Raw genomic sequence first — 12,200 nt, 5'->3', positions numbered from 1 at the left:
GAGTCCGGATGGAATCAGACAGCGGACGCAGTGATCGTGACCTGACGCTACTCGATGCAGCGGACTACTTTTCCGCCGAGATACGTGCACGTGTCCCGCGTTACGACGACCTGCTGCGGTCGACTTGTCAGCAGCTCCCGTCGCTCATGTCGCTCCAATACGGATTCGACGGGGGTCCTCAGGCCGTCGGGCGAATCGTCCAGCAGGCCGTAAATGATCTAGTCGACCTCTTCGTGGAGTGTCGCCAGGGCAGAGGGAGGCCGGCTCTACGTTCCACCCGTGCCTTGATCGAGCACGCCATCAATGCGCGAGAGGTGGTCTCTTCTGTCGAAAGCGCTTCGCGGTACGAACAACATCAGGCAATGACTAGCCACGCTTTGTCGCGTCTCTGCCGAGAACTCGACGCGCTACCGCCGACAACGGCTGCCATCGAGCGTGACCGTCTCGAGGAGCTGGAGCGTACCGTCGCCGCTCAGGCGGAGGACGCGCTGGCGAGGTGGGGTTCGGGCTTCCGGTCGCGTTGGGCGGGCGACAACCTACGCAACCTGGCGGCGAAGCATGGGCTGTCAGAGGAATACGAGTTCTATCGGATCGCGTCCAGCGTCATCCATGGGACAAGCGGGGGGATCATCGGCCTCGCCCGGCAGATAGAGGGTCAGAGCGTGCGCCGTACAGGACCAGCGCTGTCGTTGTGCCCATCCGCGCTGCTTTGGGGTATCGATGCCTTTCTTCAGCTGCTGGCTACGATCCGAACGCCGACTACGTTGCTCGCTACGCACGCGATCGAGGATGAGCTTCGCAGGCTCCGTGACCTTTGGCCGGAATATCGTCAGGCCGTGCTGGCGCTCGATGAGGAGGCCTGGCCGGAGGCGCCTCCGGCCCGATTGACCCTGGTCAAGCGATTGTTCGCGCAGGGGGGGTCCGATTGGTGGATACATGACCAAGTGACGTGGCGCGTTTGTAGGGCAGCACCTCCAACGTTGCCGGCGCAGATGGAAGCTTCAATCGCCAAGTTCGAGGATGCGTATCGCGGCTTGTGCGCGGAGTCGACACCTGTTGAGCCTTGGATCCTGGTTGCCATTTTCGAAGTGGGTTCCGTGCCAGAGGGGGCGGTCTGGATCGATGCTGAAGACATCCGGCCGCCTGGAGCGCTAGAGGCAACCGCCTGCCCAGCGGCTCAGCGTGGATTAGCAGCCGGGGGGCTGCGGCCCCTAACCCGTTCCTGCGCTTGCGGCGCCGACGTCGGCCGCGAGCGCTACCGTAGCTCAGGCGAGGCGCGGGTTCGCCGCGCACGACCCAAGAGCCTAGGTGGAGACAACTCGGTGCCTGGAATCGTCCCGCAGGTCGTCGAGGCGATGAACCGTGAGGTTCTGAACGAACTAGCCCTCACCAAAGCAATCGCACACCCCGGAGAAAGTGGTCGCGCGCGTGAGCAAGTCCTGACTGCGTTCCTGCGACGCCTGATCCCGGATGACTTCGCCATATCGACCGGCTTTGTGATCGATCACTCCGGGTCGATCAGTAGACAAGTGGACGTGGTCGTGTATCGACGCTCATATCACCCCGTCATAGTCATTGGCGGCGTGAACCACTTCCTCGCTGAGTCCGTAGCGGCTGTATTCGAGGTCAAGGCGAGCATCCGGGATCGCGCGACCCTGCATCAGGCCCTTGAGAACCTCGAGTCGGTCAAGAGGCTAGATCGCTCGGCAGGCGGCGAGAACTACACCCTGCCGTATGGGAACCCGGTGGACCCGCAGGAGTTCCAGTTCCAGGTCTTCGGCGCCGTAGTTACCGAAGAGTCGATGACGACCGACTCGATCGGGGAGACGATCGCCGGCTTCATCAGCGACCGACCTCGAGCCTTGTGGCCCAACATGTACGCGGATGTCCACCGGCTCACCTATGTCTACCGTTCGGAGACGGGCGGAATCGGCGCTGTGCCTGCGACGGCCGACGCCCTTGTTGCGTGGGAAGGCGACCGGACGTGGCCGCCTCTGGTTGAACTCGCCTTCGAGACCGTGAACCTTCTTCGGGTGACGCCCGTGATCGACTTCAGCCCCGTCAAGTATTTCGGCTCCGGAGACGCAGGCCCCATAGTGGGCCTTGACATCAGCCACCTGTCAAGGCCCTAGTCAGGAGGGGCTGACGTGTTTCGCGCGACGGGTGCGGCGTCGAGGGCGGCGGCACATGCGAGTGGCGTGAGGGTGGGTCAGCGATGAGTCGGATTCCACTCGGGGTCGAGCCGCGCAGGCCATCGGGCAACTCTTGCCCCGCACCTCAGATGGGGTTACTAAGGAGACGTTCCTTGTCGACCAGCTCCTGGAGCTCCGGCAGCAGATCCGCAGCTTCAACCAGCCGGTGCTGGTTCCACAGCGGGACAAAGCACGACGCCTCAACGCTGAGCCGGTACAGCGAGTCAGCGACTTCGCCGTCGTCTCGCAGGGCCTTCTCGAGTTCGGGCCGGATGGCTCGAGGAGATCGAGCGCTGCGCCGGCTTCAGGCCAAAGTCGGCCGCGCGAAGCAGACATACGTCCGGAGCGGACTCGTCCACTGCGGGCTGTGCGGCCGGCGCATGGGGGCCCAGATGAACCGGGAGCGGAAGCTGTACCGGTGCCGCTTTCCGGCGGAATACGCGATGAAGGCGGAGCTGGATCACCCGCGGTCGGTTGCGGTGGGGGAGAGCCTGATCCTCGCCGAGCTGCGCGACTGCGACCACCGGATCGCAAAGCTCCGCTCTGCGCTGGAGGCCGATGCGGACCCGGCCCTTGTCGCCGGCTGGATCGCTGAGGTTCAGGGTGAGCGTTTGGGGGCTGAGCTCCTGGCCCAGGCCGGCGGCCACGGCAAGCTGTCGCGGGAGGAGCTCGAGCAGCTGGTGCGGTCGATCGACGTTCGCAAGGCCCTGCGGACCGGGTCCGCAGCCGCGAAAAGGGACCTGTACGCGGAACTCGGGATCACCCTGACCTTCGACCCGAAGCAGCGTGTGGCCACCGTCGAGGCCGCGCCGGGCCACGCCTCATCCAAGGGGTGGTCGCCCTTGCAGGGACTCCTTGAGCGAACCATCGCAACACTCTCGAGTGTCCAAGAGACGAGCCTGCCATTGCCGAGAACTCCTCCGGTAGATCTAGGAGGATTTGGGAAACCACCGTCGAAGTCCTAGATCACGGGGGCCGGGACCAGACCTGAGCACCCAAAGCCAGGTGGGTCCGGCCAATAGGGCTCCGGTGGGAAGCGTGGTTTCTGTACGCCGCCGGTCGAGCGCTTATAGGCCCTATTATCGGTCAGGGGGAATCGGTGAAAACGGCGCTGCTGTCGGTCGGGCTGCTACTTATCACTGCCACGTTAGTCCCTCATCCGCCGGTCTCGGCGCAGCCAGCGACGCTGCTCCAGCAACCGGCGGATCACAGCGTCCAGAACCTTCCCCCCTCCCGCTACCCTGACCCACCGCGCGGCCCGATCATTGACATCGCTGCTGCGCCTTTCGTTGTCACCGGGGTGGCTGGCTCTACCAGTTCCGAATGGTCTGGACAGGAGGGCAAGGTCACCTCTGTCACTCGATTCGTAGTCGAGGAAAGTATTCGCGGCGGGATTTCTGGGACGATCAACATTCACACAGATCAAGGTACTGCCCCAGATGAAAATGGGGAGGTTCGGATGACTCATACGGAGCACTCACCCATTTTTAGGAGCGGCCAGCGCTCACGCCTTTTTCTCGAACGGATCGGTCGCGAAGACTTCTACGTCCGGGGACTGGATGAGGGCAAGCAGGACGACCCCTCCTCGGTCTCTGGCGAAGGCACGGGAGGATCCGGGGACGGAGTGGAGCTCGCTGAGAGCTATGACACGGTTTCGCCCGGCTGCCCCTCGACCGACTATTGCTTCACGGGGCTGAAGTGGCAGGTCACATCGCTGCCCGCTACTTACTACATCGACCACGGCAACAACGACGGGCTGTCCGGCGATTCTGTGAGGTCAGCTATCCAGGCGGCTTTCCAGACTTGGGAAAACGATCCCGCGTCATACATGGACTTCGACTACCGGGGAACGGCTGCGGGGCAAACCTCGTTCAACGACGGGCTCAACACCGTATGGTTCGCTGCCTCGTCCACGTGCGGCGTAAGTACCAATTACTACGCTTGTGCCCAGTCCCACGGTAGCGGGGGCCATTTTAGCGGGTTCGATATATGGATCAACGATGGATACTCGTGGAGCACCACCGGACAGCAGGGTAGGATTGATCTTGAATCGGTCATGCTGCATGAAGCTGGGCACGCGCTGGGGCTACACCACCCACCCACGTCGTGCAGTGCCTCAGTTATGACGCAAGGCTGCCTCTCAGCTGGGCAACTCCGGCGTTCACTATTGAATGGTGACGTCGCCGGAGTCCGTGCCTTATATACCAACCACAGCCCGCGCGGCTCTGTAGACTCAATGAATTGCAACACAATTGCGGGATGGACATACGATCCAGACCAACCGATTCACTCAATTTCCGTCCACATCTACGTGGACGGAGTTGGCTATGATATTGGTCCTGCTCGCATCGCGAGGCCCGACATTAACGACGTCAATGGACCGGAAGGCGTTCCTGGCGACCACGGGTACGTCTGGCAGGTTCCCATCTTGTGGAGCGACTACCGGCCCCACACAGTTACTGTCTATGCGATCAATATTCCTGACGGGCCGCATCCAGTCATCGGATCTGGGACCCTCGGCCCTTGCGCTAAGCAGAGTACCAATGGACAGCTTCTGGTCGCGGACCCTGCGGGTGCGGCCTTCGCGGTGCACGGCGGGACGAAGAACGCCATTGCTAGCCCGCAGGTGCTTGATTCGTACAGTTCCCGATGGATTGATGGCACCAACACCGGGATGAGATGGGATCGAATCAAGAGGGTTCACAACTCGGGCTATGATGCGCTTCCGGCGGGTCAAGTCATTCACTATCGCGAGGGCTCTTTGATCTCGAGCCCATCGACGGGCAAGATCTACGTCGTGGATCAGGTCGGAGAATGGCCGACCGCGAGCTGGGTGCGCAGGTACATTCCCGGCCCTGCAGACTATTCGAGTTGTGGCTTCAAGGATGCGTGGGTGAGGTCAGACCCGCACATAGAATCAGCAGCCTATGTTGAAGGGCTTCAGGTCACGGCCGCGCTGTGTAGTTCACGCCAGCGCCCCGACGGCCAGCTGATCAAAACCAGCGATGATTCAATGGTCTACCTCATAAGCGGCGGAGTAGCACGGCCCATTATGAGTGGGCAAGCATACGAGTCGTGGGGGTTCAACTGGAACAACATCGTCGAGGTGACTGCGGCAGAGTTGAGCCTATACCCGCGTGGCCCTGGAGTATTCCGGGCCGAGGGCAGTCTTGTCGTCAGCGGCACCCAGAAGTACGTGATTCAGCAGACCGGCGACACATTCTCCAAACGGCCGATCGCCGACGAATGTACGTTTCAGGCTCACGGGTTCGATTCGGCGGACGTCCTCCCGTTCCTGGCCGGCGAGTCTGTCAATTACTCGGTGGGGGCGGAGCTTCGATCGTGCGGATTTCCGGAGGTCAGTACTTCTCGGAACAGTGGATCCTGACTTTGCTTGGGAGGCACGGAGGACATAGGTTCCGTTTGGGCGTTGGTCCTGTTCCGGCTTAGGGAGGGTCATTGATGAGTGATTCAAGGATGATGGAAGCCAATGGCGCCCCTGTCACCGCTGCCAAGGGAAGTGCCCCCAGGCGACGCCGGAGGACCCCCGCACTTGTTGCGGGATGCCTGGCTATCGGCATCCTCGCGTCCGGGCTGTTGGCACTGGCGAGCGGGGGGGAGCGCAACCGTGCCACGATCAGCAAGTCTCTCGCCTCGTCGAATGTCAGATCTGAAGCGGCGACAGATAAAGAGCCTGGGTCGCTGTCGCAGCCACCGAGTGCGCCAGCTGCCGACAGCCTGGCCACCGAGGGGATCACTGGGCCCGCTGTTCCAAGGATCGCCGACGGCCGGGCCGCAAAGGAGACGGCCATGCCAGTTTCCCCGAGCGCACCAGCCTTGACATCAGGCGCCCCTTGCGACGCTTCGGCTATTGAAGCACTGGCGCACGCAGATAAGGACTCTTTCAGGCAAGGCGAAGAGGTCACGGTAACAGCACGATTCATGAATAGAAGTGGGCGCGACTGCGAGTTGCCTGACGGGCACCGGGAGGCGTGGAAGGACTCCTCCGGAGAGTCCCTGTGTGACAGGGTTACTGCGGCGGATACTGAGCCGGGATCAATCTGGCGATCGGGCGAGGAACTGAAGCTGACGGCATCCTGGGACCAGCGGAGGTGCGACTCCGGCCGAACGAACTCAGACCCTGGCAGTTACGTGTTCGAAATCAGGTTGACCAGGCCAGGCGGAAAGACGTACGCAGCCGCGGATGCTTCCTTCCGCATAGAGGGCTTCGGTCTCTAGCTCAGCTCGAGCTCCGCGATCATGCTGGCGGTTGCCGTGTTCTCGGCCACGGACAAACGACTGGTCGCCGGGATAGGTGCTGGCGCCGGAAGTGTCTTCTCGTCTGGGGGTTTTCTGTGGGCCCGGCACAGGTAGACCTGCTCCGTCTCGTACTCGAAGCTGGCGATGTTTCCGACCTGCATCCGCAGGAGCTGGAGCGTCACCCAGCCGTAGGGGGCCGAGCGGACCTTCAGCGCGCAAGGGGAAGCGGCGGGGGTCCTGAAAGCGGGGATCCGTGGTCACGAGCCGGCCTCGGCCGCGTTGGTGAAAGTGACCCTAGATCGAGCCCATGAACTCCCCGCCCCAGTCGCACGAAGGTCCTGGAGCTGCCAGCTCTATGATCCGCCCATCGGCGGCAGGCCGGTCGTCACTAGCTGCAGACGAAGAGGGCCTCCTGGTCGCGCTGGGGATCCCGGCCGCGTCCGGATGAGTAGGGCATGGGCACAGGAGCCTCCGGTGGGGAAGTGACAGGACCCTGGCGAACTGGGTGCCGTCAAAGCAAGAGGGGTGACTGAAAGTCACCCCTCTTGACATCTTCCGTGGGGTCGCTATGGGCTCCACGGCAGTTGGATCCGCAGAGGAATTGTCATCCGAACCGCGCGACTTGTCAATACGACCCAATTCGTTACCGATTTCTGAGTGAGGCCGGGGTGGGACTCGAACCCACGAACGTTGGAGTGCGGATCCAACTGCCTTGCCACTCGGCTACCCGGCCATCCTTACCGGTCGAAGCTGCCGTGAACCCTTTCGGACGCTCCCTCCCCGCTTCTAGGCTGCCTCGGTCTTGAACAGGTCGGAGGTGTCTATCGTCCCCGCTCGACCGGCTCGAACCTCGTTTCTGACATGAACGAGCGGAGGCCCAGAGACGTAATAGGTGCCCCGCTTCTTTCCGCGCCGCTCAAGAAGGCCAGAAGTCACCATGGCTCTCAGGTCGTTGGAGGCCACCTGATTGGAGATTTCTTCACCTTCCATCATCTTGAGACTGGCTCTGTATCCGGAGTTGCGGACGCGCAAGCCCATGGCCGCGTCGAAGAGTGGCACGAAGGCGCGTTCGGGAAGTCGGTGACTGTCCACCAGATCCTCGACGCGGCGCCACGTGGCCTCCCACTCCTGGACTCTCCGCAGGACGCTCGAGGCTTGGACGAAGTGAGCCTTGAGGCAGAAGCGGATCCAGAGTCGAGCATCGTTCTGAGGGTTCCAACGGCCCTGTCCTACCTCTCCGAGCACCCTGTAGTACTCCTCTGTGTTCCTTCCGAGGTACTCCTCGATGCTCGAGAACTCCTGCGCCAGCAGACCCTCCCGAGCGAGCACCAGCGTCTGCAGGCACCTGGCCATGCGGCCATTGCCGTCACGGAAGGGGTGAATCATCACCAGGTTCAGGTGGGCCATCGCACCCCGGATAATCGCGGGGATCTCAGTAGGGTCCGTCAGCTGCGCGATCAGATCGTCAATCAGCCGGGGTACCTGGCTGGCGTTTGGGGCCTCGTACACCACGTCTCCAGTTGCTGAGTTCCGCACCCAGACGTGCTGGTTCCTCCACAGACCGGGGCCTGCCGGGAGGGAGTACTCCGTCATCATGTAGTGGAGGCTTCGTAGCAGTTCCGGCGTCAGGCGGAAGTGGGGGTCCGACTCCATCTGGAGCACGTAAGTCATCGCGCGCCTGTAACCCAGGACTGCCTCCCAGTCCTCCCGCTCTGCCTCAGAAGGCTGATCCCCTTCGATGGCAGCCACGGCATCCTCAACCGACACGTTGTACCCCTCGATGCTGTTGGACCCCTGAATGGCTCGAGCCGACAGCACGCGGCGGACCAGTCCTAGCCACCGCCGCGGCTGCGACACATACGACCGAAGTTGCCGGTGGACCTTATTGATCCGTGCGAGTGCTGCCTGCTCCTCTGCACGCACTGAGGGCATCTGGTAGATCACGTGTTCGTCTCCGGTTATGATTCTATGATTCCTTCCCTCTGGACGGAATAATACTATTACCCACACGGAACGGTGGCAAACATCATTTATCGCGTCGCTCAGTGGACAGGGGGCCGGTTCGGACGAACCCGCAGCAGCTTCCAGAAGCTGCTCTCCTAGGGAAGAAGCAGCTAGGCCCTTGGTTCAGAAGTCCCGGAGGCTTGTTTCCCCTGCTCAAACCACCTGACTGCCGTCTCTATAGGCACGATCAGAACACTGCCAGGAGGGTCGTCGTGCGCCAATAGGTACACCTGATCCCCGGCAGTCAGGCCACAGGCTTTCAGCACCTCTGCCGGCAGGTTGACCTGGCCTTTGGGGGAAATGGGTCTTGGCCCGTGGGGAGGCTGCATCCAAACTTTCTTTACTTCCTTTACGTTTGTCACCAACGGGGCGTAGCGTACCGCAGTGGACGCGGGAGAGCGGAGGCCCCTGTGAACGTGAGACGATGGTGGACTCTGATCCGAAGATCCAGGAGCCGAGGGAGAGTTGGCTTGCGTTCGATTGACGTGAGCGAAGAGCTACGCCTCTACCCAGGAAAATGGGTCGCTCTTAAGGACGGCCAGGTAATCATGGCGGCTGACACTCCTTACGCCCTGATCATGGACCTGCACTCGCGGCACGACATTGATGTCCATTCCCGCGAGCCCACCTCGGGGATCACGATCGTCCGAGCACCTGGCCTAGGGGAGCCGCTTCTAGTCGGACTCGGCTGACGTGGCGGAGCCCACCTCTCCTTGGCTCTTTCCCTACATAGGCGTGGAGGAGTCTCCGGACCAGTTTTCCGAAGTCAGGCGGCCCTCAGTCAGGACGAGCCTAGCCGGACCAGCCGGCTCGACCCCGTACGTCTACGCCTTGGTTGACTCGGGGTCTGAGCATACGCTGGCGGGGCCGTGGGTTCCTCAAACAATCGGCGTCGAGCCGACTTATGAGTTGCAGATCGGGATCGGCGGCAAGCCTCGGCTAGTGCGCTTCGCTGACGTCACACTGCGGGTGATCCGACACGGGGGCCAGGATCCTGCAGAGTCAATCGTGTGGGACGCTCCGGTTGGCTTCTTTGACCAGTGGGAGCCGCCGTGGGCGATAGTGCTCGGCCAACGGGGTTTCTTTGACCAGTTCACCGTCACGATGAATCGGGCTGCTATGACGCTTGCCATCGAGGACAAGGAGATCTTCGACCAGCGTTATGAGCCATTCATACTGCCGGGGGAGTAGGCCTAGACCACTCATCGAGGCCTCACCCGCACCAGCTGGTCGCGCACCCACCTCTCCCTGCGGTCCCGCGCGGCGCCGAACCTCGACGCGTTCATGATCCATGGCCGAGATGTTTCATCGCCCCCGACGCGTAGCACTGAAACCGCCCGGGCGTTGCATCCATGCGCCTTCCTCCCAGGGTCCTCAAGCTCAGCGTCACGAGCCGAGCCGCCGTTGTCTCGGTGGTCTTCCATGGGGTCGGCTCCACGTAAAAGTTGCTGGTCCGAACGAGGAGACGATGGTGAACCAGGCACCTGTCTCACTGAATTTTGCGTTTAGGTCTCCCTCGGCGGGGCTGCCAAACGTAGAAACTCTTCCCACTCGATAGGCGGCAGTCCCGTGGGCTTGCTAAGGCCCAGACTGTCCGTGCGTCGAGTGAGGCCAGGATCGGGCCTGGAGGATGAGGCATCTCTGGTCCAAAGCCGACGAGGCCGCTAGTGTAGCGACCTCATCGGCGCCAGTCGGGCCATCTACTTCTAGTTGGGAGTGCCTTCAGCGCTAACATGCCCCCAAAACCGGAGATTCCAGGCCGGAACAGTCGAAGCCACTGCTGTAGATACGACGAACGCGAGCAGACGCAGGTAGTTCTTCTTCAAGGGTCCCCCAGTAAGCGCGGCGGTGAGTGCTTCCACCCAAACCAACGCGCGAACCCTCAAACCTGACACATAATTTGCGCAGGAGTGACAGGAGGCTCAGCGTGTCGGTGCGGTAGTGCCGCTCGGCCCGCTTTGTTCTCCCACCACTGGGTACGGTCCCAGTGGGGTCCGGTGGGGGCCTGCAATCCGGCCAGACAGCGGCGCGAGCTTGTCACGGTTCTTGTCACTAAACTGCGAGGGAATAGATCACCCGAAGGCGACTCAGCCGGATGACCCCTGCCCACTTCGGCTTCTCTACCTGGCCAATATGGAACAAGCCGCACCTACACGAATGAGCAGCGGGGGACTACGGATCAGAAGGCTAGGGGTTCGAGTCCCTTCGGGCGCGCCAGAAGCTAACGGAGCCGATCACGAGGATTTAGCTATTCCTGGGTGGTAGCGCCGGCCGGAGCCCCGCTCAGCCTTCGCAACCTACGCCGTCGTCGTCTCCATCGAAGCCGTGCGGGTCTTCCCCCTGGACCGTGAAGTTGCTCCCTGACACGTGTTTGCAATCAAGGTCGGGCGGGGGCGGTGGTATGCAGAAGTCCGGGTACGACGGGTGACATCCCGACCCCTGCTGGCGAGGTGGGGCCGTCGTCCGCCTGGGGGCGATCGTCAACCGAGGGGTCGTCGCGGCGCGGAGCCGAGGGGTCGTCGCGGCCCCCACCGTCCTGCGCGCCGGCGCCGGGGCCTCCTCGGGGTCCAGCCCCCACAGGCCGGTTCGCGCTTCGCGCGCCTCCGACTGCAGGAGTACGAACAGCTCCGCGTACTTGACGTTCGGCGGCACTGTCATCACCTGTGCGAACCCGTCCAGCAACAGCCGGGCGTTGAACATGTTCTCGCGCACCTCGCCGTCCGAACCCGTCAAGGGACGGACCAGCCAGACATAAGCCAGAAGGCGGCTGTAGCGGTCCCGCTCGCCCGCGTCCGTTTCCAGCCACACGTCGCGATCCGACAGCTCCTTGGACGTGTAAGCCGACGCCTCCGACCCGTACCGCTCGTGTCTCGTGGTGCTCTCGGGGGTGTCCACTCCTATGAGGCGGACCTTCTCGGTCCGGCCGTCTGCCATCTCCACCTCCACCGTGTCACCGTCCACCACGCGGCGGACCGTCACCTGCTCCGTTTCGAACTCCGGTGACGGGGTGGGACGTGGTGTCGGCTCCGGAATGCTGGTGATCCGGGGAGCCGGGGAAGGACTTGTCGTGGAGCCGGTGTCAGTCGCTCCCGCCTGGCAGCCCGTCATGAGCAGAGCCAACCCGGTCAGAAAGACGCCTGCGGTGCGGGCGGGTGAGGGCCGCGCTGTCCTGGCCATGGGTCCTCGTGGTGGGGGAAGGCGGCAGCCGTGCCGCCGCTGAGGGATGATTTCGCCGGGAGGGACGATTTTCCTCCGGGGCCCGACAGGCTGCCGTCGCTCGACTTCGACCTCGGGAGGTTGGAATGTGCCGGAGCATCAAGACGCTGCGCACGCAGGAGACCGTGGCCGACGAGGAGGTGCGCGCCGCGGCGAGACAGTTCGTCAGGAAGGTGAGCGGCTACCGCGAGCCGTCGAAGGCGAACCGGGAGGCGTTCGAGCGCTCTGTGGACGAGATTGCGGGATCCACGACGCGACTGCTCGACGAGCTTGCCTCCAAAACCTCCGCAAAGCAGAAGGCGCCGCTCTGAGCGGCGCCTTCGCAAAACCTTACCGGCAGTCTCCTGATCGGAGTCATCCCCGGCTCCCGGGTTTCCAAACCTGCCACCCGCCTGCTGCCGCGCCATGACGGGCCCAGGCTCGGACGACGGCTTCATGCGGCTGGCACTCCAGGAGGCGCTGACGGCTCCCGGCCATGGCGATGTGCCGGTGGGCGCGGTCCTGGTTCGCGCGGGCGAAGTGGTAGCG

The 12,200-nt window shown here is 62.8% G+C and carries 9 protein-coding genes and 1 tRNA gene; 6 read left to right on the top strand and 4 right to left on the bottom strand.

The annotated features are described in order from the left end of the window. Positions 1–8: 8 nt before the first annotated feature. The 3 genes from VNE62_03735 (at position 9) to VNE62_03725 (ending at position 5,580) form a co-directional block, all read left to right on the top strand. Positions 9–2,132: a DUF6602 domain-containing protein gene (locus VNE62_03735; GenBank protein HVE91402.1), complete on the top strand. Its 2,124-nt coding sequence runs from the start codon at positions 9–11 to the stop codon at positions 2,130–2,132. A 332-nt stretch (positions 2,133–2,464) separates the two neighbouring features. Next, positions 2,465–3,157: a zinc ribbon domain-containing protein gene (locus VNE62_03730; protein ID HVE91401.1), complete on the top strand. Its 693-nt coding sequence runs from the start codon at positions 2,465–2,467 to the stop codon at positions 3,155–3,157. 134 nt (positions 3,158–3,291) lie between these two features. Next, a complete protein-coding gene (locus VNE62_03725; GenBank protein HVE91400.1) occupies positions 3,292–5,580 on the top strand; it encodes a matrixin family metalloprotease in 2,289 nt (762 codons plus the stop codon). 847 nt (positions 5,581–6,427) lie between these two features. On the opposite strand, the gene VNE62_03720 is transcribed toward VNE62_03725, so the two are convergent. The 3 genes from VNE62_03720 to VNE62_03710 all read right to left on the bottom strand — a co-directional run bounded on the left by VNE62_03720 (position 6,428) and on the right by VNE62_03710 (position 8,462). Beyond that, positions 6,428–6,634 carry a hypothetical protein gene (locus tag VNE62_03720; GenBank protein ID HVE91399.1) on the bottom strand — a complete coding sequence of 69 codons (207 nt, stop codon included), beginning with the start codon at positions 6,632–6,634 and terminating at the stop codon, positions 6,428–6,430. Between the two features lie 478 nt (positions 6,635–7,112). Next, positions 7,113–7,185: transfer RNA gene (locus VNE62_03715), tRNA-Ala, on the bottom strand. Between the two features lie 53 nt (positions 7,186–7,238). After that, the gene (locus VNE62_03710; GenBank protein HVE91398.1) at positions 7,239–8,462 is read right to left on the bottom strand and encodes a Fic family protein; all 1,224 of its coding nucleotides are present in this window, start codon (positions 8,460–8,462) and stop codon (positions 7,239–7,241) included. A gap of 542 nt (positions 8,463–9,004) precedes the next feature. Here VNE62_03710 and VNE62_03705 point away from each other — a divergent pair. Then, positions 9,005–9,148, top strand: a complete 144-nt coding sequence (locus tag VNE62_03705) for a hypothetical protein (protein HVE91397.1) — start codon at positions 9,005–9,007, stop codon at positions 9,146–9,148. Positions 9,149–9,398: 250 nt separating this feature from the next. Next, entirely contained in the window at positions 9,399–9,647 is a 249-nt protein-coding gene (locus VNE62_03700; protein HVE91396.1) for a hypothetical protein, read from the top strand. Between the two features lie 1,092 nt (positions 9,648–10,739). Here the strand turns inward: VNE62_03700 and VNE62_03695 are convergent. Next, positions 10,740–11,633, bottom strand: coding sequence for a thermonuclease family protein (locus tag VNE62_03695; GenBank protein ID HVE91395.1), 894 nt, complete (start codon positions 11,631–11,633; stop codon positions 10,740–10,742). Positions 11,634–11,758: 125 nt separating this feature from the next. On the opposite strand from VNE62_03695, the gene VNE62_03690 reads away from it, so the two are divergent. Next, positions 11,759–11,983 (top strand): DUF2277 domain-containing protein, encoded by a 225-nt coding sequence (locus VNE62_03690; GenBank protein ID HVE91394.1) that lies wholly within the window; start codon positions 11,759–11,761, stop codon positions 11,981–11,983. Positions 11,984–12,200: the final 217 nt, after the last annotated feature.

This window comes from Actinomycetota bacterium (assembly GCA_035536535.1).
Lineage (GTDB): Bacteria > Actinomycetota > JAICYB01 > JAICYB01 > JAICYB01 > DATLNZ01.
Note: the sequence above shows the minus strand (reverse complement) of the source record. Positions and strands in the feature narration are given on the sequence as shown.